Raw genomic sequence first — 26,180 nt, 5'->3', positions numbered from 1 at the left:
GCGCGGCTAGAGGTTCCGGCGCGTGGTCCGGGTTACGTCCCGTGGCGCGCTCCCGGCCGGACGGCCCGCGCGGCGGTGGCCGGCGTGAGCACCGCCGCGACGAGCATGAGCAGCAGGACCGGGACCATCGCGGCGCGCAATCCGTGGTGTTCACCGAGGAAACCGAGCGCCGGTGGCCCCGCCAGCAGCGCGACGTAGCCGATCCGCGAGGTCAGGGCCACGCGGCCGGTGGTGTCCGGGCCGGACTCGCCCGCCGCGGAGAGGGCCAGCGGGAAACCCAGAGAGGTGCCGAGCCCCCAGAGCAGCACAGCGCAGCCGGCTGCCGCCGGGGAGTCGACGAAGGACACGAGAGCGATGCCGACGGACGTGAGCAGTGCACCCCCGCCGAGCACCGCGGGCCGGCCGACCCGGGCCACCACGGGTCCTCCGGCGAAACGGCCGACCGCCATCGCGGCGGCGAACCCGGCGTACACGAGTGATCCCGGGCCGGTGGGCATGCCGTGGCCGTCGACCATGAGCAGCGGCAACCAGTCGGTGGCGGCCCCCTCGGCCAGCGCCATGCCCAGCACCACGCCGCCGATCATCAGCAGCCGCAGATCGCGGTACAGCCGGCGTTCCCTGACCTCTCCCGGGCTGACGAAGGCCGTGTTGGCACCGGCACCGGCACCGGCCGGCCCGGCGTCCACGGCCCGGGTGCGACCGATGCCGGGACGCAACCCCGGCACCGCGCAGGCGAACAGTACGACCACGACCACCAGCGCGACCGCCATGTGCCAGGGCACCGGGACGCCTGCCGCAGCACCGGCCACTCCGAAGCCGGCCCCGGCCACCGTGCCGAGGCTGTAGCAGCCGTGGATGGCCGGCAGGACGGGTCGGCCCAGCTCGCGCTCCACGACGGAGCCGTCGACGTTGCTGGCGACCTCCGAGAGCCCGACACCGGCACCGAGGAGCAGCAGGGCGAAGGCCACCATCGGCGCGGAGGACATCTCCGTGCCCAGGGCCGTCGTCGCCACACTCGCGGACGCGAGAGCCATGCCGGCGACGATGACGGGACGGGTCGAGAACCGGGCCACCAGGGCGGCGGCCACCAGGATGCCGAGCATCGAACCGATCGACATGCCGAAGAGCACGAGGCCCATCTCGGCGGTGGAGGCGCCGAGCCGGTCACGGACGTCCGGGGTCCGGGTCACCCAGGTGGCGAGCGACAGGCCGGGGATCGCGAAGCACAACCGCAGCGCCGCACGGTGACGGCGAACCGGCGAGAGATCCGGAGGGGTGGGCTCCATGCGGGGCGGGCTCCGAGGGGGGCGGCGGTGACCCACGTACTCTAAGCCGCCCGTTCTCGGCGTTTCCTTCGAGGGAGGCCCTCGGCGCGACGGCCGCCCTCAGCCGCCGGTGCTGTCCGGCGTGGCGGCCGGGGCGCAGAGGTTCAGGCTCCGGTCGGACCGGCGGTCGGTGTACGGAAGCGCGAGCCCCGAGCCGCGCACTCCCTGGGACAGGCTGACCAGCACGACGACGGCCGGCCCCGCCACGACGGCCTGCGTCAGCGCGCCCTCGTACCGGGCGTCGAAGAACTGACGGACGGCGTGGACGAGTCCGCACGGCGGGGCGACCCTGCTCACCGGACCGCAGGTCCCCCGCACCCCGCCGTCCCTGCGCGGCTCCGGGTGGCGGCTGGGGCGGGGCGCGTCAACGGTCGCCCCGCAGCGCGACCAGCACCCGCCGGAGCGACGCCTCGTCGCGCGCCGCCGCGAGGGGCAGGGCGTTGCCGCCGGTGACCCGGAACGGCTCCCCCGCCAGGGTCGTGCCCGCGCCTCCGGCCTCCCGAACCAGCAGCAGACCGGCCGCGTGGTCCCAGGGATTCTCCCAGGCGAACGCCACGGCGTCCGCCACGCCGGACGCCACGTCCAGGTAGGCGCACCCCGCCGAGGTGATGGGGCGCGTCTCGAACCCGGGCGACCGCAGCCGCAGCAGGGCCTCCTTCTGCGCCTCGTCGGAGTAGACGTAGTAGGAGGTCGCCACTCCGAGCACGGCACCCGGCGCGGACGTCCCCGCCCTTAGCTCGCGCCCGTCCAGCCGGGCGCCCGCGCCCCGGCGGGCGACGGCCATCCGGTCCCGCGCGGGCAGGTACGTCCAGGACGCGACGACCTCGCCGCCCTGCACCAGGGCGACGAGCATGCAGAAGCCCTCCTCGCCGTGCACGAACGCGCGCGTGCCGTCGAGCGGATCCACGATCCACACGGGACCCTCCCCGTGCAGCGCGTCGAGCACCGAGCGGTCGGCGTCCACCGCCTCCTCGCCCACCACCGCGGACCCGGGCAGCAACCCCGTCAGGGATTCCGTCAAGCGCTCCTCGGCCCGCCGGTCGGCGACGGTGACGAGGTCCAGCGGCCCGGACTTCCTTGCGACGTCGCCCCCGGCCAGCAGCCGGAAACGCGCCATGATCTCCTCGTCCGCGACCTCGCGCACCACCGACTCGACCGCGCGCAGGACGCTTCCGGAACACAGGAGTTCATCAGGCATCCCGGCAGAAGACCACACCACCCGCACGGGACGCAGCACTTCGACCGACGTTCCGGTGAGCCCCCGGGTAAGCCCCCGGTGTTCAGACGCACCGCGCCTGCCGCGCCGCGAGGAACCGTGCGAACCCCGCCCCGACGGGCGCCGGCTCCCGTTCCGCTTCGGCCTTCGTACGGCACTCGGCGCACAGCGTCTCGCCCGCCCCCGGGCGGAACAGGCGCGGCTGCGTGTGGACCCCGGCGCACTCCCGCATCCCGGCCACGCGCGGCTGCGGCGGAGCCACCGCCGGCTCCTCCGCGAGCCGATCGGGCTGGGGCACGTCCGGCAGCGCGTGCTCCAGCCGCCACTTGAGCACGCCGAGCGGCGACCGTACGTCCGCCAGCCCCTGCGTGAGCGCCTGCCGGATGCGCAGGGGCGACAGGCCGCTCTCCAGCCACGGCGCCACCAGCGGCGCCCAGCGCCGCGCCGTCCGCGCGGGCATCGCCAGCCTCGGCTGCTCCCGCCCCAGCGACCGCAGCAACTCCTCGCCCTCGCACGGGGTGGGTGGGTGGTCTTCCTCCCCCGTCTTCTTCTCCGGTGGACCGCCGACGGCCCGACCGGTCGGCTCACCGACCGCCGGATTCCCGGCACCCGGCCGCACCAGCCGTGCCGCGTCCGGGACCGCCGTGCGTCCGTCCCGTACGGCGGCCGCCTCCTCGGCGGTCAGCACGGTGTTGGAGACCAGTTGCACGGTCGCGAACCGCCCCTGCTCCACCTGCACCCGCCACTCGTGGAGATAGCCCTCCGCCAGCAGCACGCGCTTCGCGCGCTGGAAGGCGGTCTTCCTGATCCCGGCCTTCCGCGCCGTCTCGCTCAGACACTCGCGATTCCCGGGCGGGAGCGACAACTGCCAGAGGAGCAGGTTCTTCGCATCCGACGACAGGCGCGGACAGCGGATGATCCCGTTCGGGATCTGCGCGAACGAGCGCGCCAGGGAGATAACATGCCGGAGCATTCCGGGGACTCCTTCTGTAAGTCCTACGGGGTGTAGGGCCTCGTCCGGTGTTGGCCCACCGGGCGGGGACCGCCCCGTTTCCGTCACGAGGCAACCCATTCAGCGGCAGAGTACACCTCATGTGACCAACCCAGGACATTCCGTCACCCTCGGCGAAGCTCACCCCCTCACTCGGGCGCGCCCAGCACCGCCAACGTCACCACCGCCCCGATCGCCGCCGACACCCCCACCAGGAACAGCACCCCCGCGAACCGCCCCACGGCCCGCACCACGTTCACAGCCGCTCCCCGCGCGACCGCGCGTTCGCCTCCCGCACGGCCGCGTGCATCGCCCCCTCCGACACGACCTCGGCCAGGCGCAACGCCACATCGGGCCGCACGTTCCCCAACTCCACCAGCGGCGCCGTCGCCAGCCGCCCGCACGCGCACCCGTCCGCCTGAAGGTCCGGCAACGTGATCCGCGCCGCGTGCAGCGCCAGCCGCAACGCCCGCACCGCGTCGTCCGGATCCACCCGCTCCCCCACCGCGTCCTCCCGCGCACCCCGCACCGCCCGCATCGCCAACTGCGACGCCGCGTCCGTCGTTTCGTTCACCGATTCGTCCCCTTCTCCTGCGACTCGACCGCACTGTGTGCTCGACTGATCACAGACTCGCGCCGTGCGCGGAGGACCGGAAGCACCGACGTGTGGCCCAGCGGACAGGGACCACAGGGGAGAAGCAATGCCCGAACGTACGACCGCCAAGGCGTCGGCCCGCCAGGTGCTCGCCTCCGAACTCGCGCGCCTGCGCGAGGAGGCCGGGCACTCGCTGGGCGACCTCGCGGACCTGACGACGTTCGACCGCTCGTACCTGCACAAGCTGGAGACCGGCGCGAAGCTCGGCTCCACGCAGGTGATGGCGGCCCTGGACGGTGTCTACGGCACCGACCGCCACCTGCAGTTGCTCTGGGAGCTGGCCAAGGACGACGCCTTCCGCGACCGCTACAAGCGCTTCATGGAACGCGAACGCGAGGCCACCGTCCGGTACTCCTACTCGCCCGCGACGGTCCCCGGCCTTCTCCAGACCGAGTCCTACGCCCGCGAACTCCTCACCTCCGCCCGCCCGACGGACGAACAGGACGTCGAGGAGCAGGTCGCCGCCCGGCTCGGCCGCCAACACCTGCTCCACGAGGGCCCGTCACCCCTGCCGTTCCGGGCCCTCATCGACGAGTCGGTCCTCCGCCGCCCCACCAGCGACCCGACCACCTGGCGGGAACAGCTGGAATCCCTTCTCACCGCCACCGAGCGCGCCCACATCACCCTCCAGGTCGTCCCGCTCTCGGTGGGCCTGCACTGCCTCGTCGGCACGTCGCTCACCCTGCTCTGGCTGCCCGACGGCACCACGGTCGCCTACACCGAGAGCGGTTACGCCGGCGAACTGACCGAGGACGCGACCGAAGTCGAACGACTCCGACTCGCCTACGATCACTTGAGAGACCACGCGCTGTCGCCCACACAGTCCGTGGCGTTCGTCCGCGACCTCGTGAAGGATGTCCCCGATGCGTGACCCCCGCAGCGCCGACCTCGCGCCGACCCTCCACTGGCGGAAGTCGAGCTACAGCAACCAGGACGGCGGCGACTGCGTCGAGGTCGCCGACGGCCACCCCACGCACACCCCCGTCCGCGACTCCACGTCCCCCGCCACGGGCACCCTCCTCTTCCCCGCCCCCGCCTGGCAGGCGTTCCTCACCACCCTCCGCTGACGGATGGGCGCACACCACATCGACCGCCCGGCAGACCTCGACCTGGTCCGCGAGTCCTATGACCGGGTGGCCGACAACTACGCCCACATGGTGCTCACGACGGGAATCGGCGACATCCGTCACCATCCCTGGCTCAAGGCATCCGTCGACGCCTTCGCCGACACCGTGCGGGGGCTCGGGCCCGTCCTGGACGTCGGCTGCGGGCCCGGCACCGTGACGGCCTACCTCGCCGAACGCGGACTCGACGCGTCCGGAGTCGACCTGTCACCCCGCATGATCGAGAACGCCTGTCGCCTCTACCCGCAGTGCCGCTTCAGCGTCGCCTCCGCCACCGACCTCGACCTCGAACCGGCCTCCCTCGGCGGCGTCCTGGGCTGGTGGTCCCTCTTCAACCTCCCCCGCGACGTCCTCCCCCAGGTCCTCGCCCACTTCTCTCGCGCCCTCAAGCCCGGCGGCCACCTCCTGACGGCCACACACGTCGGCGACGAAGACGCGGCGCGCACCGAAGCGTACGGAGGCGTGCCCGTTCGCTGGACGACGTACAAGTGGCAGCCGGAACAGCTCACGGCCCTGCTCGAACGCGCCGGCCTCCGGCCGGTCGCCGAACTCCGCCTCCCCGCCGACGAGCACACCGGCCCCGGCGTCGTCCTCATGGCCCAGCGCCCCACCTGATCACCGGCGTGAGCCTCAGTCAGCCCGCACTGGTCCTCGTGGGTGGCGCGGTCCATCCGTGGCGGTGAAGCCGGCGTCTCATCAGATCCATGGGATACCCGTCGGGCTTTTGGGTAACCTCGCGCAGATACCCGGTATACGCGGCTTGGGGTCCCGCCTTCTTGTTCCATTCGCAGCCTTTTACGAAACCACCATGCGGATCTCCGTAGAGGCGGAAAGCCAAGCTCCAATTGCCGAAATGACGTGGAGTTTCATTCGTCTCGCCGCTGGGGCCGTTGCGCTGAACTCAGACAGTCAGAGCAACTCCGTTGGGCGGCGGATCAGTGCCCGAAGGGGCACTCGCCTCGGCTGCGGGCGCGCGCGGAGGGGTCGAGGTAGAAGTTGGGCCGGAGATCGCCCTCGTCGTAGTAGCGGTGGAAGACGGGGGTGACGCCGCCGGAGAGCGGCGGGACGATCCAGCTCCAGTCGGTGGGGACCGTGCGTCCCTGGCGCTCCTCCTTGGCGAGGTGGGTCAGGAAGCGCTGGGACTCCGTGTGGTGGTCGGTGATCTTCACTCCGGCGGCCTCGAAGGAGTGCAGCACCGCGACGTTGATCTCGACGAGCGCCCGGTCCTTCCACAGGGAGGACTCCTTGCGGGTGTCCAGACCCATCTCCCGCGCGACGACGGGCAGCAGGTCGTACCGGTCGGCGTCGACGAAGTTACGCGCCCCGATCTCGGTGCCCATGTACCAGCCGTTGAAGGGGGCGAGACCGTAGTCCACCCCGCCGACCCGCATCCGCATGTGGGAGATGGCCGGCACCGCGTACCACCGCAGGCCGAGTCGGGCGAACCACGGGTAGTCGGGGTGCGAGAGCGGTATCTCCAGCACCACCTCGCGCGGCACGTCGAACATCTGGGGCTTGTCGTCGGGTGTGTCGATCACCAGCGGCAGCAGGTCGTGCGCGGTGCCCTGCGGCTGCCAGCCCATGCGGCGCAGCTGTTCGGTGAACGCGGTGTAGCCCGGGTCCCCGTCGACGCCCCCGTCCCAACGGCGGTGCCCCGCGTAACGCACAAGCTGGTCGTTCCACACGCGCGGCCCCGGCCGGCCAGGGGCGTCCGGGGCGAAGACGGAGATCACCGGGCGCACCCGGCCGCCGTTGGCCGCCAGGCGCAGGTGCTCGCACAGCTCGGCGAAAATGTGATCCGGTGCCGTGACGTGGCGCAGGTCGCGGACCTGGAGACTGTTCCAGTAGAGGCGACCTATGCAGCGGGCCGAGTTGCGCCAGGCGACGCGTGCGCCGAAGGCCAGCTCCTCGAAGGTGTGGGCGTAGGTGCCGGTGCTCTCCACCTCCGCGCGGATCTGGTAGAGCCTGCGGGCGAACGTCACGGGCTGGTCGGGCTGCTCGGTGTAGAAGAGGCGGAGGAAGTCCTCGGCCTCCGCCCGGTCCACCACTCCCGTCCCCTCGGCACCGTTGTGCGGGGCCGTCCCGGCCTGTCCGCCGCCGGGATTCGCGGGCCGGTCGCCGTGGCCACCGCCCGAGAAGCCGCCTCCGGGGAAGCCGCCTTCGGCATGCCCCCAGGAGGCGGGCGCAGCCGCGGCCGGGGGAGCCTCCCACCCGGAGGGAAGGCGCTGCGCGGGAAAGCCTCTGAAAGGGGGGTCGGCGTGCATGCTGCTCCTCGCGGACGGATCTCGGCTCCCGCCCCGCCGGTGGCCGACGGAAGCGTGCCGCACCACGCTAACGGCTGGCTCGTGGCCTCCAAGGCCCCGACCGCGAATGGGTCGAAGCCGGGCACGCAGAAGTCCGGAAACGTCCGCCGGTGTCCGACGAAGCACCGGCGGAACGGGCCGTCCTCAGCGACGCCAACTGCGTCGAGGTCGCCACCGGCCACCCCACCCACACCCCCGTCCGCGACTCCAAGTCCACCACAGCGGGAACACCCCTCTTCCCCGCCCCCGCCTGGCGGGCGTTCCTCACCACCCTCCACTGATCCAGGAGCCCGATCCACCGAAGGGCGTCCACCACGTACCAGGATGCCCGGTCGACGGGAAGGCTTCGCAAAGCTCTGCGGCCTGTCTGCCGCTGGCAGAATCTCAGGTGAACTCGGCACACCCCGTGGATAGAGTCTTGCGATGCCCGAGCTGAAACAACTTCACGTCGACCATTCTGAGGCGGTCTTGGCGTTCGAGTTGACGAACCGCGCCTATTTTGCTGCCTCGGTCCCCGACCGCGGCGACGAGTTCTTCGACAGGTTCACCGAACGGTACAGCGCTTTGCTGACTGAGCAGGAGGATGATGTCTGTGCCTTCTACCTGCTCGTCGCTGACGATGGCTCGGTCCTGGGCCGGTTCAACCTGTACGACCTCGAAGGCGGCACCGCCAGACTCGGCTACCGAGTTGCACAACACGTCGCCGGCCGCGGCATGGCGACAGCGACCGTCGGGGAGCTGTGTCGGCTGGCGGTGACGAGACACGAACTGCACACCTTGCGGGCGGCTACCGCCCGAGGCAATATCGCGTCCCAGAAGGTACTTATCAAGGCCGGATTCGTCCCGGTTGGCCCGGCCGACCCGGCCGACCTGAGCGGCAAGCCAGGCACCTGGTACCAGCGCGACCTAAAGGTCCAGCCGTAGCTTTCGACTCCACACCGGAGAACCTTCAGTCCTCGCGAGGATGTGCATTCACCAAGGAAAGGCTCATCTGACGCTTCTGCAGATTGACACCGTCGACTTGCACATCAACCCGGTCGCCGACTCGCAGCGAGGGGACAGCTTCTTTCGAACCTTGAGAAAGCAACAGCCCGTGAATTCCGTCCGAAACCTCGACGAAGACTCCGATCGGGGTCGTTTGCGAGACGCGCGCGGAGACCGTCGTACCCATCATTTCCCGAGCGATCTGCACCAGGGGGTCCGGCACGAGGGCCCGAAGCGACAAACGCACGGGACCGTGCGACGTCTCCGTCCCGAGGACCAGGACGAAGACCTCTTGCCCTACGCACAATAGCTGCGATGCGTCGACATCACGCCTCCAGGAAACCTCCAGGAGGTCAATTATTCCTTCGACTTCACCGAGATCAACGAACACGCCGAAATCTCGCAACCCGGTGACAATCCCTTTGCGCACGTCACCGGCCTGAACATCGACGCGCCCGTTGGCGTTCGACATGACTAACCACTTCCTCCCCATTGACCTCACACACTTCGCTGCGAATACCCGTGCATGGAGTCCCACCATACCGGTTCGCCATCGATGAGCTCATTGAAGCGAGGGATGTCCTCCGTCTTGATTACCCATTCGTACTCCTCTCGACCTCGGCTGTTCTCATGCGGCTGGCGATACTGGTCCGCTGGGAACTCGTCGGCGAACTCCGGCTTCATGGTGTACTCCCAGAAGCCCGGCTCGAAGCCCCCCTCGCCTGCGTACTGAGCGGCAACGACCTCGTCATCACCGAGATAGGCGGTCCCTTGATGGATGCGCCCGTCGGGAGACCTCTGGACGGGGTGCTCCGACGGATCCAGACCACGCCTTGCAGCTTCGCTCTGGCCGGCCCTGGGCGCCCGGTACAGCTTGATCGGACAGTCTCCCGGCGCCAGGCCAAGGAGGTCGATCTGACTGTACGGGTTGCGAACGTACGTCCGTGGATTAGGAGTCGGCGCCAGCCCCAGCGGATCAGCGGTGGCGTACCGGGCGGTGTCGGGGTCGTAGTGGCGGAAGTAGTTGTAGTGGAGGCCGGTTTCCGGGTCGGCGTACTGGCCGGGGAAACGGAGCGGGGTGTACGCGGTGGCGTCGGCGTTCCACGTGGTGGTGCCCCACAGGGTGGAGCGGGTGTGCCAGGCGATGCCGCCGGTCTCGTCGACCAACTCCGTCGGGGTGCCGACCAGGTCGGTGACGACGGCGAAGAAGCGTGAGTCGACCTGCTCCTGCGTGAGGTGCTTGCGCTCGTACTGGGTCAGCGGCCGGTGACCTTCGTGATCCCAGGTCAGGGTGACCCCGGTGGTGGAGTCGTACTGTTCGGCGAGGCGCGTGCCGTCCCACGTGAAGTGGACGGTCTCGGCCGGCTCGCCGTCCGGCCCGAGGCGGTGCTTGGCGGTGCGGCGGCCCAGTGGGTCGTAGGTGTAGGTCCAGCGGGTGCCGTCCGGCGTGGTGCACGCGGTGAGGCGGTCTTCGGCGTCCCAGTGGTAGCGCCAGGTGTCGGGCTTCCTGGACAGACGGGTCTTCTGCCGCAGGGTCATGCGGCCGGCGTCGTCGTGCTCGTACCGCACGCCGCCTGCGGAGACGATGCGCGTGCCCTCGTAACTGCGCTGCCCGCGTGCCGCGGTCCGGCCGGCCCGGTCGGGCCACTGGGCGCTCGTCTGGTTGCCGGCCCGGTCGTAGGCGTAGGTCTCGGACCAGCCGTCGGCGGTAACGGTGAGCGGGCGGCCGACGGGGTCGAGGTCCATGTGCTGGACGGCGCCGGTGACCTCGTCGGTGACGGAGGTGAGGTAGCTGTCGGCCCGGTAGGAGTAGTGACGGGCCCGCTGCGGGCGGGTGGCCGTCACCAGCTCCTGACGTATGAGCCGGCCCAACGGGTCCCATCCGCTGTGGAGGGTGACGGAGTCACCGAAGGCCCGCTCGGTCTCCCGGCCCAACGCGTCGTGCGCGAAGGCGAGCGTGTGCCCGTCCGCCGACAGCGAGGTGCGGTTGCCCGCGAGGTCGTAGGTGAAGGTGCTGACCGCGCCGGTGGGCGTGGTACGGGTGGTGCGGCGCCCGAGCTGGTCGTAGGTGTAGTGGGTGATGCGGCCGTCGACAGACTCGGCCACGAGCCGTCCGACCGGGTCGTACCGGAGGTCCAGCGTGGACGCGGGCGAGGAGGCGCGCAGAAGATGGCCCGCCTCGTCGTACGTGTAGCGGGTCTCCGCCTCCCCGACGGACTTGGTGACCGTGCGCCCCACGGCGTCGTGGGTGTAGGTGAAGGTGTCGCCGAGAGGTGTGGTGCGCGCGGTCAGGCGCCCGGCGGCGTCGTGGTCGTAGGAGACCTGCCGACCGTCGAAGTCGGACTCCGCGACGAGGTTGCCCGCACGGTCGTAGGTGTAGTCCCAGGTGAGGCCGTAGGGGTTCGTGACCTGTGTCAGCCGCAGCTCGGTGTCGTAGGCGAAGGCGTAGCTCGCTCCATCGGGCGTGGCACGGCTGACGAGTTGGTCGAAGTGTGTGTAGTGAAGGCGGATCGGCCGCCGGCCGGGTCGGTGTGGGTCAGGCAGTTGCCCTCGCCGTCCCAGGTCCAGGTCTCCTCCGTGCCGTCCGGGGCGATGCGCCGCGAGGGTTTGCCCTCGACCGTCCATTCCATGCGTGTGGTCGCGCCCGTCGCATCCGTGACGGCGATCGGGCGGCCGAAGGCGTCGCGCACGCAGAGGGTTTCGGCTCCGAGAGGGTCGGTGAGGGTCAGCGGGAGACCCGCCGGGTTGCTGGTCACGCGCGTCTCGGCGCCGAGGGCGTCGGTGATCCCGTTGACAGCCCCGGCGGAGTCGTGCGTGAACCGCGTGGTCGCGCCGTCCGGCGCGGTCACGGCTGTGCGGTTGCCGCGCCCGTCGTACTCCTGGCGCCACACCGCACCGCCCGGGGCGGTGACCTCCGTGGGGAGGTGGAGACGGTTGTACTCCGTGGTGACGCGCGTGCCGTCGGGGCGGTCGACGGCCGTGAGGTTGTCCGCGTCGTCGTAGGTGAACGTCGTCGTGTTGCCGAGCGGGTCGGTGCGGGAGATCAGGTTGTCGTGCCGGTCCCACTCGCTGTGGACCGTGTGACCCAGCGGGTCCGTCTCGGCGACGACCTGACCCAGATGGTTCAGGTGGTAGGTGGTGACGGCGCCCGTCGAGTCCGTGTAGCGGGTGGTGCGGTTCTCGGCGTCGTAGTGCACCTGGGAGGAGAGGAAGCCCTCCGGGCCGACGGTCCGGGCCACCCGGCCGCGCTCGTCGTAGACGTACTGGTAGATGGAGTCGTTGCGGTCGGTCCACGACGTGATGCGGTGCTGGTCGTCATAGCCGAAGCGCAGTGGCAGGCCGGAGGAGTTGACGACGTCGGTGAGGTTGCGGTCACCGTCGTAGCCGTACCGCATGACCTGCGTCGGGCCGTCCGGAGTGCGCAGCGCGATGCCGCCGACGAGGCCGTCCTCGCACGACACCTCGACGTGGTAGCCCGCGTCGTGCCGCACGGCCGTCGGCGTGCCGTCGTCGTCGCGGTCGATGCTGATGCCATTGCCGTTGCGGTCCTCGATCTCGGTCAGCCACCACACGCCGTCCGTCTCGGGCGCGGGCAGGAAACGGCGGGTCAGGCCGGTACGCGGGTCGGTCACCGCCAGGTCCCAGGCGCTGGAGCCCTGGACGCACGTCAGCGGGATGCGGCGGCCCTCGCGCGGCAGAACCTGCTCTCCGATCAGGTCGGGCGCGTGGTCGTACTGCAGGGAGGAGCCGTCGACCCGGTGCCACCAGAGCTGCCCTCGCTCGCCGGTGAGTTCGAGGCGTTCATCGAGCGAGGAAGCCCAGGACGGGCCGAAGAAGCGCCCGTGGGCGTAACCGGAGAGGTGGGTGCGTTCGATCGCCAGGGGCAGCACGCCGGGGAGGACGAGGTCGGTCTGCGACTGGAGCATCTGCCCCGTCGCCATGTCGATCGGGTCGCCGTTCTTGCACTTCGCCTCGTCGGGGCGCGCCTTCTGGGACAGCTCCGGGGAGGGTGGCTTGGCGTTCGTGCCGGGGACGTTGCGACCCTGGGGACGCATGGGGGTGAGGCCGCCGGGGCTCTTGCCGTCGGCCTTGGGGTCGATCGCCTTGAGGGCGTCGGCGACGTTCTGCTCGTTGCGCTTGTGGTTGCGCGACATCGCGGTGATGCCGTTGGGCACGTCGTCCTTGACGTGCTTGATGACCTTCTTCGCCGCCTTCTCGGTGCCGCTGAACGCTCCGCTCAGCATCGACTCGAAGACCTGGGTGAAGGGGTCCCGCCCCTTCGTGCGGCCGAACGCGTTCTGCGCCCGCCGCAGCGAGGCGAGGGAGTTGCTGTCCAGGTCCTTGGCGTGACCGGACATCTTCTTCGCGCCGTTGTCGAACTCGTCGGTGTCGATCTTCATGCGGCCACCGCCACCGCCGCCACCGGAACCGCCCGAGCCGGCCGAGTTGAGGTTCATCCCCGACGGGCCGCCCTGCTCACCTCCGCCGCCCGAGTCCGCGTCTCCGCCTCCGCCTCCGCCGGGCGGCAGCGCGATCGCGTCCTCCGCGATGTCGAGGATCATGTCCTCCGTCATCGCCGTCAGCTTGTTCGTGACCGGTTCCGTCACCTCCGCGATCAGCCGGTCGACGATCTCCTCCTGCGCCTCCTTGATCAGGCGCCGGATCAGCTCCCGCATCGCCGCCATCTGCGCCGCGCCGATGAACGCCGACAGACCGCCCGTGACGAAAGCAAGCCCCACCGAGATACCGAGCGAGGCGGCCATGTACCCCAGCTCGATCTCGGCCTTGCGTTTCAGCCCTTCGATGATCACCGCGACCGTGTCGCAGGCCGTCGCGAACAACCGGGCCACCGCGGGCACTTGATCGAGATGTGAGGATTTGACCTTCCCCCAGTGGTCCTGGAGCGAGTCCACCGCCCAGCCCTCGCTGGAGGACAGCACCCGGCTGACCGCCTGATGCGCGTCACCGCCGTGGGTCTCGAAGCGGTCGGCGAACTCCCGCAGGGCGTCCGCCATCTCGCGGTAGTCGTCCTCGTCGACATTCGGGAAGTTGATCCCGATGAACTCGAGAATCTCGTCCACCCAGTCGGGCAGCGTGTAGCCCATCCCCCGTCAACTCCCCCCAGAGCCCGCGTACATGCGGTCAACGTGTACGCGGCAACGATACCCAGAGGTTCACCCGCGGCGACCACCCAATTACGGCCAAGGGAGAGCGTGAGCAGCTGGACCGACCTGCACCACCGTCTGTGGAACCCCCTGCTCCGACCGGGCCGCTCCGGAGACGGCCAGGCACCCGGGCGGCTACGGCTTGACCCAGCCCCTGCCCGCCGCCAGGACGCCCGCCTCGAAGCGGCTTCGGGCGCCCAGGCGCTGCATCAGCTCCGCGGTGATGCGCCGGGTGGTGCGCACGGACACCCCGAGCTGCCGTGCGACGGCCTCGTCGGTCATCCCCTCGGTGAGCAGGTCGAGCACGGCCCGCTCCTGGGGGGTCGGCGGATCGCCGTCCCGGCCTCCGCCGCGTGTCCGGGGCAGGGTGAACGGGCGGGCCTGCCGCCACGTCTGGTCGAAGAGCGCAAGCAGCGCCGCGACCGCGCCGGTGCCGTGCAGCACGAGGGCGCCCCGGTCGGCCGCCGCCGGGTCGACCGGCACGAGCGCCGTGGCCCTGTCGTAGAGCAGCGTCGGCGTCGGCAGCCGCGGCACGGTACGTGCCAGGCCGCCCCGTTCGCCCAGCCACGTCACGTACTCCCGGACGTCGGGGCGGTTGCGGCAGCCGTCGAGGAAGACGTACCGCAGCCGTACGCCCCGCTCCAGGGCCGCCGCGTCCAGGGGCCGGGCCGCCGCGAGATACCGCTCCTGCTGCGCGCCGCCGGTGACGAAGGCCGCGATCTCGGTGACGCAGGTCCCGGCCAGGCACTCGATCCGGGACTGGATGCGGTCCGGGGAGGTGAGCTTCTGCACCTCGGTGGCGGTGTGGGGGCCGCCGGTGGCGCGGAGGTCGGCGAGCATGCGGTGCACGGCGACTCTGCTGACGCCGATCTGCCGCTGGCGCTCCAGGAGTTCGGCCTCCTGGTTCATCAGCAGGGAGGTGAGCCCGATCTCCGGGTCGACGGCCCGCCCCGCGCCGCCGTCCGGTGACGGCCGCACGAGGGCCAGGGCGGCCAGCCGGTCCAGCGCCGCCAGGACGCGTCCGTCGGCCCAGCCCAGTTGCTCCGCGAGGCCCGCCGGGCCCTTGCCCCGACCGCCGAGCATCGCGCGGTAGACCGTCTCCTCGTCGGGTCCGAGGCCCAGCTGACCCAGCATGCGTCACTCCCCCGGGGCGGCGGCCTTCGGGCCGCGCGGCCCAACCCCTCGATGCGGAGAGGTCGTTGTGGGCCCACACCTTACTGGAAGGCGCCGTTCCCGCCCGTCCTCGCGAACGCCTCGCCGCCCCCGCTCGTGCCTGTGGCCCCACCCGAAGGCGGGGCCACAGGCATGAGCAGGTCAGGACGAGGTGCGGGCGTTCTCGTCGGCCTGTCCGCCCGCGCCGACGAGACCGCGGTGCGTGCCGCCGGCCGCGAGGCGCGGCTCGAAGCGGCGCATCTCGCGGCGGCCGACGGTGCCGATGAGGCCGGGCAGGTAGCCCCGGATGCTCTGCATGCCGCGCAGCCACCACTGGGCGTAGACGTGCGCGGAGCGGCGTTCGATGCCCGCCACGATGCGGTCGACGGCCGGGCCCAGGGGGTAGGTCTTGTTGGACGGCCACGGCAGCCGCTGCCGCAACTCACGCATCACGTCGTCCTCGTCGGCGCCGCGCACCATGTCGGTGTCGGTCCAGCTCAGGTAGCCGACCCCGACGCGCACGCCCTTGTGGCCGACCTCGGCGCGCAGCGCGTGCGCGAACGCCTCGACGCCCGACTTCGACGCGCAGTACGCCGTCATCATCGGCGCCGGGGTGAGGGCGGCCAGCGAGGCGACCTGGAGGAAGTAGCCGCGGGACGCGGCGAGCAGCGGCAGGAAGGCACGGCCGGTGACGGCGCCGCCGATGAGGTTGACCTCGACGACGCGCCGCCAGGCGTCCGGGTCGGAGTCCATGAACGGGCCGCCGGCGGCGACGCCCGCGTTGGCGACGGTGACGTCGACCTTCCCGAAGCGCTCCGCCACCTCCCCGGCGACCCGGGCCATGGCGACGTGGTCGGTGACGTCGGCCTCCCACCAGTCGGAGTCGACGTCCAGCGACTCGCTGACCTTCTTGAGCTCGTCCGGTTCGAGACCGATCAGGGCGAGCCGGGCGCCGCGGGCGGCGAGTTTGCGGGCCAGCAGGGCGCCGATGCCCCGGGCGGCCCCGGTGACGACGACGACCTGGCCCTCCATGCTCCTGCGGCTCATGCGCTCTCCTCCTCGATCTGCTGCTGCGGCGGGGCAGGGGTGTTCGCGGTCCCGGGCGCGGTCTCGGCTGCGGTCTCGGCTGCCGGGCGCGGGCCGGGGACGCGGGCGGACGGTTCTCCGGACGGGACCGGCGCGAGGTGGTCGCGTACCAGGGCGGCGAGAACACCGGCCACCGCGTCCGCGTCCTCGACCGGTGTCATGTGACCGCGGCCCGGCAGCTCGGTGAGCCCGGTGCACTGCGGCAGGGCGTCGGCGATGCGGCGGCCGTGCACGGGCGGGGTGAGGCGGTCGGCGCCGCCGGAGACGACGGCGGTCGGCACGTTCAGCCGGGCCAGGTCCGCCTCGACGTCGAGCGTGTCCAGCACGTGCGACCAGGCCGCGCGCACGGTGCGGGGGCAGGCGTGCACGAGTCGGGCGCACGCCTCGACCTGCTCGGGTGTCGAAGCGGCGCCCATGGTGCCGTACTTGACGAGTCTGCGGGAGACCGGCGTGACCGGGCCGAGCGGGGCACCGGTGCCGAGCAGCCTGCGGTGCAGGAAGGTGCGGAGGCGTCCCGCCCGGAGCGGCAGCACCCGGGACTCGGCGACCAGCCGCGACGGGCCGGTGTTGCACAGCAGTACGGCGGCCGCGCACTCCACGAGACGGGGTCGGCCGGCGGCGGCCATGAGCGTCATGGCGCCCATGGAGTGGCCGCCGACGACGGCCCGTTCGCCGGGGCCGAGCACGGTGTCGAGCACCGCGCACAGGTCGTCGGCGAGCGTCCCGGTGCTGTACGCGGACGGGTCGGCGGGCGCCGAACGGCCGTGGCCGCGCTGGTCGTAGACGACGACGCGGTGGCCGCCGGCCGTGAGCGACCGGACGACGGGCGCCCAGAAGGCGGTGCTGCACGTCCAGCCGTGGGCGAGGACGACGGCGGGGCCGTCGGCCGGGCCGTGCTCCTCGACGTGCAGGACCGCGCCGTCCGCGGAGGTCGCCCGCAGGGTGCGCCGGGGAGCCGGGGGCTCGTACCGAAGGGTCACGGCGGCGGTCACGAGGCCTCCTTCAGGGCGACGTCGGCGGCCTCGGCCGCAGCGGGCTCGGCAGGCTCAGCGTTCTCCACGACCGCGCCGGCCTCTGCGGGCTGCGCGACGGACGGCCGGACGCGCAGCACCTCGTACTCGTTGAGGTCGACCCGCCGCGTCACCTTGCGGAACTCGCCCGTGGTGCCCGGCCAGACGGTGGTGTTGCGGCCGTTGGCGTCCAGGTACCAGCTGTCGCAGCCGCCGGTGTTCCAGACCGTGCGCTTCATCCGGTCCTGGATGTGCCGGTTCCAGGCGCGCACGGCGGAGGGCCGGGCGTCCAGGGCGACCTTGCCGCCGAGGGTGTCGAGCTGCCGGAGGTAGTCGACCATGTAGTTCAGCTGGGCCTCGATGATGAGGATCATCGAGCTGTTGCCGAGACCGGTGTTGGGGCCGATGACGGTCATGAAGTTGGGGAAACCGGCGGCCGACGCGCCGCGCAGGGCCTCCATGCCGCCGGTCCACTCCTCCGCGAGGGTGGTGCCGTTCGCGCCCTTGATGCGCTGGGCGATGGGCATGTCGGTGACGTGGAAGCCGGTGCCGAAGACGACGGCATCGACCTCGGTCTCGGTGCCGTCGGAGGCGACCAGGGTGTTGCCGCGCACCTCCTTCAGCCCGGCCGGCACCACGTCGACGTTCGGCTGGGCGAGGGCCGGATACCAGCTGTTGGACAGCAGGATGCGCTTGCAGCCGATCCGGTAGTCCGGGGTCAGCAGGCGCCGCGTCTCCGGGTCCTTGATCGCCTTCTTCATGTGCGCGGCGGCCAGCTTCTCGATCAGCCCGAGCCGGCCGGGGTGCTTGGTGAACGCGCCGACCTGCAACTCGCGGACGAACCACAGCAGTTGCCGGCGCGCCGCGCGGGTGGCGGGGAGCTTGGTGTGCAGCCATCGCTCCGGACCGCTGATCTCCCGGTCCATGCGCGGCATCACCCAGGGGGCCGTCCGCTGGAAGACGGTGACGCGGTCGACGGTGGGCTGGATCGCCGGAACGATCTGGATCGCCGAGGCCCCGGTGCCGATCATGGCGACGCGTTTGCCGCGCAGGTCGTAGTCGTGGTCCCACTGGGCGGAGTGGAAGACCTTGCCCTCGAAGCCGTCGAGGCCGGGGATGTCCGGGATCTTGGGGTCGGAGAGCGGGCCGGTCGCGGAGACCACGAAGTCCGCGGTGAGGGTGCCCCGGGAGGTCTCGACGACCCAGTGCAGCGCGTCGGTGTCCCACGTCATCTGCTCCACCTCGTGCCGGAAGCGGATGTGGGGGCGGAGGCCGAAGGTGTCGGTGACACGCTCCAGATAGGCGCGGATGTGCTGCTGGCCGGAGAAGTTGCGCGGCCACTCCGGGTTGGGCGCGAAGGAGAAGGAGTAGAGGTGCGACGGGACGTCGCAGGCGCATCCCGGGTAGCTGTTGTCGCGCCACGTCCCGCCGACCGCGTCGCGGCGCTCCAGGACCACGAAGTCGGTGATCCCGGCGCGGCGGAGGCGTACGGCCGCCCCCAGGCCACCGAATCCGGATCCGATCACCGCCACCCGTACGTGCTCGTGCTCGCGCTCGCCTGCCATCGCGCCGCCTCCTACCGGTCTGTCGGCCACAGCTGAAGCTGTCGTTGCCGCGACTGATTCACTCATGCGAGATCGCGCCAGTAATCACTGGCACTGTCCGGGAGAGTAGGGCAGTTCCGTACTGATGGGTAGGGGGTGCGGGCAGAAAAGTTACCGGCGGTTACGCATGGGGTGCCGAGCCCTCCGGGACGCGCGCACGGAGTGGCGGCGACCGGGCCCGGCATAGGGTGGGCGCGTGGGGAACCCAGAGCACCGGGCGGCACCCCCGCACCCGGAGGTGCCGCCGGACGAGAAGCACGAGTACCGGGCGGCCGACCTCGCCCGCGCCGCCGGAATCACCCAGCGCACCCTGCGCTTCTACCGCGAGCGCCGCCTGCTGCCGCCACCCCGGCGCGAAGGCCGCATCGCCTGGTACGACGAACACCACCTCGCGCGCCTGCGCACCATCGCCACGCTGCTCGCCCGCGGCCACACCCTCGGCGGCATCGCCGACCTCATCGACGCCTTCGAGCAGGGCCGCACCAGCAGCTCCACCGCCCGACTCCTCGGCATGGACTCGCTGTTGACCAGCACCTTCTCCGACGAGACGCCGGTACGCCTCACCCCGGAGGACCTGGCCGACCACTTCGGCAGCGACGTCACCGCCGAGGACCTGGCGGCCTCCCTGGAGATCGGCTACGTCTCCGTCGAGGGCGACGAGATCGTGCACGTCAGCCGCCGCCTGCTGGACGCCTCCGCGGCCCTGGTGCGCGAGGGTGTGCCGCTGTCGGCCGTGCTGGCCGCCGGGCGCCGGCTGCGCGAGGAGGTCGACGCCGTCTCCGAGGTGTTCAGCGAGATGCTGCGGCGCTACATCCTCCCCGGCGACCTCACCGCCGCCGACGCCGAACGCGTCACGCTCACCCTGGCGCGGCTGAGCCCCATCGCCAAGCAGGTCGTCGAGGCCGAACTGGGCCTCGCCCTGGACCGCCGCGTCCGCGCCGAGGCGGAGACGTGGTTCGCCGCCGCCGGGCAGCGACAGGACGCCCCGGCAGGCGACGCACCGGCCCGGGACGGGACGCATCGGGACGGGACAACCCGGGACGGGAGGTCCGGGGCATGACGGCCGACGGCGCGACGGGAGGACCCCGGGACGGGCTGGTCAGGAGGCCGAGGACGCCCGGTCGTACGTGAGGAACGCGGCGCCGCTCCCCAGCACGGTGTGGTCCGTCAACTCCCAGGTGCGCGGGTCGAATCCGGCCGACGCACCGAACAACGGGATGCCGGTGCCGAGAGTGAGCGGGCCGAGCTTGACGATCAGCCTGTCGATCTCCGCGTAGAGCGCGCCCGCGAGTTCGCCGCCCCCGACCAGCCAGATGTCCTTGCCCGGCTCCTGCTTCAGCTCCCGCACCCGCGCGACCGGGTCGGTGGCCACCAGCTCGACCGCCGGGTCGGGGCTCTCCGTCAGCGTCCGGGAGAACACCAGATGCCGCAGGTGGGGGAAGGCATCGGTGACGCCGGCCTTCAGGCCGACCTCGTACGACCGCCTGCCCTCCAGCACCGTGTCGAAGTGCGTGCCCTCGGCGGTGACGCCGAGCGCGGCGCGCGCGGCACCGGGCAGGATCTCCGGCAGCTCCGCGACGAGGTGCGCGACGTAGTCCTCCGGGGTCGGCCAGAAACCGTCCGGGCCCGTCGGATCGGCGCCGTCCGGACCCGCGACGAAACCGTCCAGCGAGGACGCTATGCAGTAGACGAGCTTGCGCAAACGGGACTCCTTTGTGAGTCGTCGGCCGGCGACGGTCCGCCGACGCGCTCAGTGTCGCCCGCCGGGGCGCACCGCCGCCACCGGAATAGCGTCCCGCTACGTTCCCCCGCTCCCGCGCCCGCAGGGGCGCAGCCACGGCTCCGGTCAGGGGCCGAACACGACCGTGACCGGGGCGTGGTCGGACCAGCGCGCGTCGTGGCTCGCCGCCCGCTCCACGTACGCCTTCACCGCCCGGTCGGCGAGCCCCGGCGTGGCCATCGCGTAGTCGATGCGCCAGCCGCTGCGAGGTTCTGTTCCCTTCGGTGGCGGATCCACGTTCCAACCGTGAGCGACATGGCCATCAATCGGGGCTGCGTTGACAGAAGGAGAGTTGGTCGGCACATAGAGGAGGATCCCCAAGGGAGTCAGGATCCTTTTTCGTGATGCGGCGGTACCCGGTACGAGCGAACCGCGGCGTGTTGGACACCAGGGCAAGCCCACCGAAGAAGATATAGGAAGCTATCGGTTCGCCCGGAGGTGTCAGGCCCCCCCACCCCAACCCGGCATACAAATATATTGTTCCCTCAAGCGAGTTGACGAGGAGGGAAATTAAACTCAGCCCAGTCGTCGTCTTACTTCGGAGTCCACTGAATAGGGCAGGGATGGAGTAACAGGCCGTGGCCGCTACAATTACGGCGCCTAGAACCGTTTCGAAGTGACCGACAAGGTAGCCGACGAATCCGACAGCTCCAGTCACGCAAAGACTTGATCCCGCTGTAAGCAAGATGGTGGAGGCCATCGAAGGTGCCACTCGGACGACTTCGCGCCACAGCAGTAAGTGAAAGGACAACCAAAGGGCGGTGGCAATCGCCGCAGCGACAGACTCTACTGTGATAGCAACAGCGATCCACCCAACTCCAGTACCCGCCAAAACTCCCACGCTGATGGCGCTCACACCATCACTCGACCTTGTACGTCTAACACGCAGCCAAGCTGGGACCGAGCGGAGGATCTCGATTACGATCAGCGCCACCCCAGCGAGAACCATCGAGATCTCCACATCTGACACCAGATCAGCTCCCACCCCGTTAAGCCACTGACGCACGTCTACGCATCTACAGAAACCCTACGCCCGAAGTCAACAGCACCGCACGCGACTCGCAACGGGCGCCCGCACTGGAGCGATCTTGCCCACTTGGAGCACTCCCATACCTGCTGGCACACTCAACATGGTTGTGACCGCAGCTACTTGGAGACCCGCACCAGCCGCTGACGGTACAGTCATCTCACCCGACAACCATCCGCGAGTTCCGACGGGGAGGATGAGTGGACTCGGACCTGCGCAACGTGTTACTCGGTCTGATCAGTGCCACTGTGGCGGCGATCATCGCCCGCTTGGTAGAGCTCTTTCGGAAGCATCGCCTTCGAGTGCGAACCACCAAGAAGCATCCCATCGGGGGCATTTACATAAGCACCTATACAGATGCAATGGACGGCGTAACTCGGACCATCCGCGACAAGGTCTACATTAATCAAATCGGAGCCACATTCAGTGGCTACTCCCAGAACCTGGAAACCGGTCGCCGGTTCGATTTCGATGGGCAAATAGTCAACGAAAAGTACCTCGCCGGCACTTACCGGGGAGAGCAACGTGAGGATGAAGGCCTCGGCGTCTTCTACATGGCGCTCCACCTGATCAAGTCTGGATACATCGAGGGTCTATGGGCTGGCTACGGCGCCGAATCCGGTTCCATAATCTCTGGGCAATGGAAGTGGAGAAAGATGGCGCAAGTTCATATTCGAGACTGCACTCCGTCCGACAGTATCCTTCCTGATGCTGTCGCACTACTCAACGACTCCCTGGGGTCGGGCTACGTAAGCATGGCAGAGGCCGAAGAGCTCACTCTGACTCCCGAAGGCGTGGTTCTTGTCGCGGAGAATGAGCATGGCCAACTCAGAGGCGTGGGCACTGCTCACGTGATGGAGGACCCTGCGAAAGAAGACCTCGAGCGCAGACTCCATTCTGCTGGGATCCGTAGGCCGAATCTCATGGGCACCAAGGTGGGATTGCTGAAATCGGCTGCCGTGGTACCGAGGGGGAGAGGGCAGGGTATCGGCTTGCAACTGATAAACCGTCGACTCTCGAGGCTGAAGGAACTCGGTTGCTCAACCGCTGTAGTGCTCGCCTGGGACTCCGGTGGTGTCCATTCCTCCACTGGCGTGCTGGAGTCGGCTGGGTTCCAACGTGTCGCGGACCTGCCTGAGTACTGGCGCGAACCGGTAGGAGAAGAGACCTTCGACTGCCTCAGTTGCGGAAGGCCGTGCGTCTGCACGGCCGTACTGTTGAGGCGTAGTCTCTACGACTTCGATGGGGAGGGTGATTCCCGTAAGAAGCACTTCTGGAGTCGCACCCCGACGTGACCTCTTGTCAAGCGCTGAAGACGACCGTGACCGGGGCGTGGTCGGACCAGCGCGCGTCGTGGCTCGCCGCCCGCTCCACGTACGCCTTCACCGCCCGGTCGGCGAGCCCCGGCGTGGCCATCGCGTAGTCGATGCGCCAGCCACTGTCGTTGTCGAACGCCCGCCCCCGGTACGACCACCAAGAGTACGGCCCGGTCTCCTCCGGGTGCAGCGCACGCACGACGTCGGTGTAGCCGCCGTCCGCCGGGTCCAGGACCTGGTCCAGCCAAGCGCGTTCCTCAGGCAGGAAGCCGGAGTTCCTGCGATTGGCGCGCCAGTTCTTCAGGTCGGCCTCGCGATGCGCGATGTTCCAGTCGCCACAGACCAGCACCTCGCGGCCGTCCGCCGCCGCACGTGCGCGCAGCCCCCGGAGGTACGGCAGGAACGCGGCCATGAACCGCTCCTTCTCCTCCTGCCGCTCCGTCCCCACGTCGCCTGAGGGCAGGTACAGGCTGGCGACGGTCACGCCCGGCAGGTCCACCTCGAGGTAGCGGCCAGCGTCGGTGAACTCGGCCACACCGAACCCGGTCCGCACCCGCTCCGGCTCCCGGCGTGTGAGGAGGGCCACGCCCGCGCGCCCCTTCACCGACGACGGCGCGTACACGGCGTGCCATCGGTCGGGCTCCCGTACGGCGGCGGCGAGCTGATCACGTTCGGCCCGCACCTCCTGGAGGCACACCACGTCCGCGTCGGCGGCCGCCAGCCACTCCACGTAGCCCTTCCGGGCGGCGGCGCGCAACCCGTTCACGTTCACGGTCGTCACGGTGAGCATGGAAGGCACTCTATGTGTCCGAATGCGCGTCACTCTCATCGCTACCTGTTGGCGACACCGACTGCGCCGCCACCCGGCCAGCCGCAGCACCGCGTCCAGCCCGCGCCGGCTCCCCGGCACCTGCCCCGCGGGCAGCACGTAGGAGCGGATGCCCGCGGCGGCCGCCCCGCCGTCCTTCGCCGGGACGTCGCCCACCATCAGCGCCTGCCCCGGCGTCACGCCGAGCACGTCGCAGGCGTGCCGGAACAGCACCGGGTCCGGCTTCTCGGTGCCGTGGTCGCAGCTGTGGACCCAGGCGCCGACGGGGCCGTCCAGCCCGTGGTGGGCGAACGTCGGCCGCAGGTCCCAGCCGACGTCGCTCACCACGCCCACGCCGATCCCGGCCGCCGCCAGTGCGCCGAGCGTCTCCCGCGTGTCCGTGTACGGCACCCAGTGCTCCGGCGTCCGCAACTGGTCGTACAGCGCCCCCGCAACGGGCGCCAGCTCCGGCGCCGAGCCGTACCAGGTGGTGAACGCGTGCCGGTGCGGGGTCGCGGAGACGTCCCGCGCGTGCTGCGCGGCGACCACGTCCGGGTCGGTCAGCCCGGCCTCAAGGCCGCCCAGGATGCGGTCCATCTCCGCCTCCCCCACCGGCCGCCCGAGCGCCGCGCGCACCCGGTCCGGATAGGGCGCCATCTGGAACAGCGTGCCGGAGAAGTCGAACAGCACCGCCCGTACGGGCTCCACGGGCTCCGCGCCCCGCGGCCGTATCGGCCCCTCGGGGCCGGTGACGAAGAGATCAGCCATCGCAGCTTTGTACCAGTGTGCGGGCCCCCGGGAACGCGTCGAAGCTCCCACCCGGGCAGGGTGGGAGCTTCGACGCGTGCGCGGATCGTCCGAGGTCAGGCGGCGGCGTCGTCCGTCCGGACCGTGGCCGGGACGGCGCGGCGCCGGCGGACCACGAGCAGGGTGGCGCCCGCGGCGAGCAGAGCGAGCGCGAAGCCGCCCAGCGTCATCGCGCCGGTGCCGGTGAGGGCGAGGCTGCCGCCGTCGGTGTCCGTGCCGGCGTCCGCACCGGAGTCGTCGGCGCCGCCCGCGGCGCCGCCGTCGGTCGTGGCGTCGTCGGAGCCGTCGGAGCCGCCGTTCCCGGAGCCGTCGTCGTCCGGGCCGCCCGTACCGGCGGTGTCACCGGGCGTCTCCTCGTCCCCGGTGCCGTTGAGCACGATCCACCCGGTGTCGTTGCCGGGCTTCGCCTCGTTGGGGTCCTCCCAGCCGGGGAAGGACGCCTCGCCGAGCGCGCCCTCGACCACCTCGTCGATGCGCAGGCCGAAGGTGAACTCGCGCGTGGTGTTCTCCAGGAACGGCGTGTCGCCGCCGCACCAGAAGCTGACGACACGGCCGTTCTCCCGGTCCTTCGGGCTGCAGTCGGCGGGCGTGTTCACGACGGTGGCCCCCTCGGGGACCTGCACCGTGAAGTCGACCGGCTCACCGCCGGAGCGGAGGGCTCCGATCCAGGCGGGGCCGCGGTTGTGCAGCGTGACGGTGGCCTGGACCGTGTCGCCCTGGGCGCCCTTCACCCGGTCGCCGACCAGGTCGAGGTCGTAGGTGTTGCTGGAGGGCAGGTCCACCTCGGCGTAGGTGACGTACGTGCCGCCGCCCTGCACCGGCTCCAGGGTGAGCTTCTTGCCGCCGCCCTGCTGGTAGGTGCCCGAGCCGCGCAGGTTGCCCGCGTCGGCGGGGTCGAGGGCGGTGAAGCGGTACGCGAAGGTGTCGCGCAGCGCGAAGTCGGCGGCCTTCACCTTCACCGGCGTGGCGACGCGGTAGGCGGCGCCCGCCTCGAAGGTGCCCTCGAAGGTGCAGAGCGCCACGTGCCGCATGTGGATGAGGTTGTCCTCGTTCTCCTTCGCGTAGGCGCAGTTGGAGAACTTCTGCGGGAAGGTCAGGCCGCGGGAACCCGTGAACCGGAGGACCACGCCGTCGGCGGCGACCCCGCCGACGTTGCGGAACGCCATCCGCGCCTTGAAGACGTCACCTGCGGCGAACCCGTCCGGCTCCGCGGGCCGGCGCATCCGGAACTCCGGTCCGCCCACCAGCACGTCGACGGTGTGGCGGGTGAACTCCAGGCCCTCGCCCTGGCCGGTGACGACGATGGCTCCCGTGTCCCCGGCCGCGCTCTCGTCGCTCACACCGAGGCCGATGCCCCAGTCCTGGTTGGCGACCTCGCCCGCGTAGATCTCGTAGCCGGAGCAGGTGGCGACGAGGCCCTCGGCGTCGCAGGGCAGGTGGACGTCGGCGACACCGTCGAGCGCGGTCGCGTCGATGGTGACGGTCCAGTCGCCCTGGTGGATCGGACGCGAGGTCCCGTCCCCGTCGGGGTCCGGATCACCGGGGGCGCGCAGCCCGATCTCGAACGACGACTCGCCCGGCGGCGGGTCCTGCGCCTGCAGGGACAGGGCGTAGCTCTCGGGGCCGGTGAAGGACACGGGGACCGTGGCACCCGGTTCGTCGGTGTCCTCGGCCTGGGCCACACCGGCGGTGGTCGTGGCCAGCAGTCCGGCGACGGTCAGGCCGACGAGGGCGCTGCGTCTCCGGCCGGGGCGCGCGTCGCGTCGCACACGTACTCCTCGGAAGTTCGGTGTTCACATGCAAGGGGAGCCCACCGCGCGGGCTCCG

23 protein-coding genes and 2 pseudogenes are annotated in these 26,180 nt (G+C 70.8%); 7 read left to right on the top strand and 18 right to left on the bottom strand.

Annotated elements, in window-relative coordinates; all coding sequences use genetic code 11:
- Positions 1-32: 32 nt before the first annotated feature.
- The 5 genes from RM572_RS11910 to RM572_RS11890 all read right to left on the bottom strand — a co-directional run bounded on the left by RM572_RS11910 (position 33) and on the right by RM572_RS11890 (position 4,106).
- Positions 33-1,286 (bottom strand): MFS transporter, encoded by a 1,254-nt coding sequence (locus RM572_RS11910; protein WP_311673261.1) that lies wholly within the window; start codon positions 1,284-1,286, stop codon positions 33-35.
- A 99-nt stretch (positions 1,287-1,385) separates the two neighbouring features.
- On the bottom strand, positions 1,386-1,622 hold the full coding sequence (locus RM572_RS11905) for a hypothetical protein (protein ID WP_311673260.1): 237 nt from the start codon (positions 1,620-1,622) through the stop codon (positions 1,386-1,388).
- Positions 1,623-1,689: 67 nt separating this feature from the next.
- On the bottom strand, positions 1,690-2,523 hold the full coding sequence (locus RM572_RS11900) for an inositol monophosphatase family protein (protein WP_311673259.1): 834 nt from the start codon (positions 2,521-2,523) through the stop codon (positions 1,690-1,692).
- An 82-nt stretch (positions 2,524-2,605) separates the two neighbouring features.
- Positions 2,606-3,514 (bottom strand): hypothetical protein, encoded by a 909-nt coding sequence (locus RM572_RS11895; protein WP_311673258.1) that lies wholly within the window; start codon positions 3,512-3,514, stop codon positions 2,606-2,608.
- 274 nt (positions 3,515-3,788) lie between these two features.
- A complete protein-coding gene (locus RM572_RS11890; RefSeq protein ID WP_247597707.1) occupies positions 3,789-4,106 on the bottom strand; it encodes a hypothetical protein in 318 nt (105 codons plus the stop codon).
- Between the two features lie 127 nt (positions 4,107-4,233).
- On the opposite strand from RM572_RS11890, the gene RM572_RS11885 reads away from it, so the two are divergent.
- The 3 genes from RM572_RS11885 to RM572_RS11875 are packed head-to-tail and all read left to right on the top strand — an operon-like array spanning position 4,234 to position 5,926.
- Positions 4,234-5,058: a helix-turn-helix domain-containing protein gene (locus RM572_RS11885; protein WP_311673257.1), complete on the top strand. Its 825-nt coding sequence runs from the start codon at positions 4,234-4,236 to the stop codon at positions 5,056-5,058.
- Positions 5,051-5,254 (top strand): DUF397 domain-containing protein, encoded by a 204-nt coding sequence (locus tag RM572_RS11880; protein ID WP_311673256.1) that lies wholly within the window; start codon positions 5,051-5,053, stop codon positions 5,252-5,254. Before RM572_RS11885 ends, RM572_RS11880 begins: the two co-directional genes overlap by 8 nt.
- A 3-nt stretch (positions 5,255-5,257) precedes the next feature.
- A complete protein-coding gene (locus RM572_RS11875; protein ID WP_311673255.1) occupies positions 5,258-5,926 on the top strand; it encodes a class I SAM-dependent methyltransferase in 669 nt (222 codons plus the stop codon).
- A gap of 320 nt (positions 5,927-6,246) precedes the next feature.
- Here RM572_RS11875 and RM572_RS11870 read toward each other — a convergent pair whose 3' ends face one another.
- On the bottom strand, positions 6,247-7,575 hold the full coding sequence (locus RM572_RS11870; RefSeq protein WP_311673254.1) for a nitric oxide synthase oxygenase: 1,329 nt from the start codon (positions 7,573-7,575) through the stop codon (positions 6,247-6,249).
- A 149-nt stretch (positions 7,576-7,724) separates the two neighbouring features.
- Here RM572_RS11870 and RM572_RS11865 point away from each other — a divergent pair, with 149 nt between their 5' ends.
- Positions 7,725-7,895 carry a DUF397 domain-containing protein gene (locus RM572_RS11865; RefSeq protein WP_311673253.1) on the top strand — a complete coding sequence of 57 codons (171 nt, stop codon included), beginning with the start codon at positions 7,725-7,727 and terminating at the stop codon, positions 7,893-7,895.
- Positions 7,896-8,037: 142 nt separating this feature from the next.
- On the top strand, positions 8,038-8,538 hold the full coding sequence (locus RM572_RS11860; RefSeq protein WP_311673252.1) for a GNAT family N-acetyltransferase: 501 nt from the start codon (positions 8,038-8,040) through the stop codon (positions 8,536-8,538).
- Positions 8,539-8,563: 25 nt separating this feature from the next.
- Here the strand turns inward: RM572_RS11860 and RM572_RS11855 are convergent, their stop codons facing one another.
- The 7 genes from RM572_RS11855 to RM572_RS11825 all read right to left on the bottom strand — a co-directional run bounded on the left by RM572_RS11855 (position 8,564) and on the right by RM572_RS11825 (position 18,576).
- Positions 8,564-9,070, bottom strand: coding sequence for a S1 RNA-binding domain-containing protein (locus RM572_RS11855; protein WP_311673251.1), 507 nt, complete (start codon positions 9,068-9,070; stop codon positions 8,564-8,566).
- A gap of 26 nt (positions 9,071-9,096) precedes the next feature.
- Complete coding sequence (locus RM572_RS29855) at positions 9,097-10,137, bottom strand: RHS repeat-associated core domain-containing protein (RefSeq protein WP_449657215.1); 1,041 nt, start codon at positions 10,135-10,137, stop codon at positions 9,097-9,099.
- 875 nt (positions 10,138-11,012) lie between these two features.
- The gene (locus RM572_RS29850; RefSeq protein WP_311673250.1) at positions 11,013-13,703 is read right to left on the bottom strand and encodes a DUF6531 domain-containing protein; all 2,691 of its coding nucleotides are present in this window, start codon (positions 13,701-13,703) and stop codon (positions 11,013-11,015) included.
- Between the two features lie 195 nt (positions 13,704-13,898).
- Positions 13,899-14,897: a helix-turn-helix transcriptional regulator gene (locus RM572_RS11840; protein WP_311673249.1), complete on the bottom strand. Its 999-nt coding sequence runs from the start codon at positions 14,895-14,897 to the stop codon at positions 13,899-13,901.
- Positions 14,898-15,077: 180 nt separating this feature from the next.
- Entirely contained in the window at positions 15,078-15,962 is an 885-nt protein-coding gene (locus RM572_RS11835) for an SDR family oxidoreductase (protein WP_311673248.1), read from the bottom strand.
- Positions 15,959-16,993 (bottom strand): alpha/beta fold hydrolase, encoded by a 1,035-nt coding sequence (locus RM572_RS11830; RefSeq protein WP_311673246.1) that lies wholly within the window; start codon positions 16,991-16,993, stop codon positions 15,959-15,961. Before RM572_RS11830 ends, RM572_RS11835 begins: the two co-directional genes overlap by 4 nt.
- Positions 16,990-18,576, bottom strand: coding sequence for a flavin-containing monooxygenase (locus tag RM572_RS11825; protein WP_311673245.1), 1,587 nt, complete (start codon positions 18,574-18,576; stop codon positions 16,990-16,992). Before RM572_RS11825 ends, RM572_RS11830 begins: the two co-directional genes overlap by 4 nt.
- Before the next feature lie 235 nt (positions 18,577-18,811).
- On the opposite strand from RM572_RS11825, the gene RM572_RS11820 reads away from it, so the two are divergent.
- A complete protein-coding gene (locus RM572_RS11820; protein ID WP_394813585.1) occupies positions 18,812-19,675 on the top strand; it encodes a MerR family transcriptional regulator in 864 nt (287 codons plus the stop codon).
- 39 nt (positions 19,676-19,714) lie between these two features.
- Here RM572_RS11820 and RM572_RS11815 read toward each other — a convergent pair whose 3' ends face one another.
- Complete coding sequence (locus tag RM572_RS11815; protein WP_311673244.1) at positions 19,715-20,317, bottom strand: dihydrofolate reductase family protein; 603 nt, start codon at positions 20,315-20,317, stop codon at positions 19,715-19,717.
- A 144-nt stretch (positions 20,318-20,461) separates the two neighbouring features.
- Positions 20,462-20,599 (bottom strand): annotated as a pseudogene (locus RM572_RS11810) (exodeoxyribonuclease III); the annotation flags it as partial.
- A 1,023-nt stretch (positions 20,600-21,622) separates the two neighbouring features.
- Here RM572_RS11810 and RM572_RS11805 point away from each other — a divergent pair.
- Positions 21,623-22,717 carry a GNAT family N-acetyltransferase gene (locus RM572_RS11805; protein WP_311673243.1) on the top strand — a complete coding sequence of 365 codons (1,095 nt, stop codon included), beginning with the start codon at positions 21,623-21,625 and terminating at the stop codon, positions 22,715-22,717.
- Positions 22,718-22,724: 7 nt separating this feature from the next.
- Here the strand turns inward: RM572_RS11805 and RM572_RS11800 are convergent, their stop codons facing one another.
- From RM572_RS11800 to RM572_RS11790, 3 genes and pseudogenes are all read right to left on the bottom strand, one after another.
- The gene (locus RM572_RS11800; RefSeq protein WP_311673291.1) at positions 22,725-23,528 is read right to left on the bottom strand and encodes an exodeoxyribonuclease III; all 804 of its coding nucleotides are present in this window, start codon (positions 23,526-23,528) and stop codon (positions 22,725-22,727) included.
- 144 nt (positions 23,529-23,672) lie between these two features.
- Positions 23,673-24,314, bottom strand: a pseudogene (locus tag RM572_RS11795) (HAD family hydrolase); the annotation flags it as partial.
- A 95-nt stretch (positions 24,315-24,409) separates the two neighbouring features.
- Positions 24,410-26,122, bottom strand: coding sequence for a COG1361 family protein (locus RM572_RS11790; RefSeq protein ID WP_311673242.1), 1,713 nt, complete (start codon positions 26,120-26,122; stop codon positions 24,410-24,412).
- Positions 26,123-26,180 lie beyond the last annotated feature (58 nt).

It is taken from the genome of Streptomyces hazeniae (assembly GCF_031845485.1).
Taxonomy (GTDB): Bacteria; Actinomycetota; Actinomycetes; order Streptomycetales; family Streptomycetaceae; genus Streptomyces; species Streptomyces hazeniae.
Note: the sequence above shows the minus strand (reverse complement) of the source record. Positions and strands in the feature narration are given on the sequence as shown.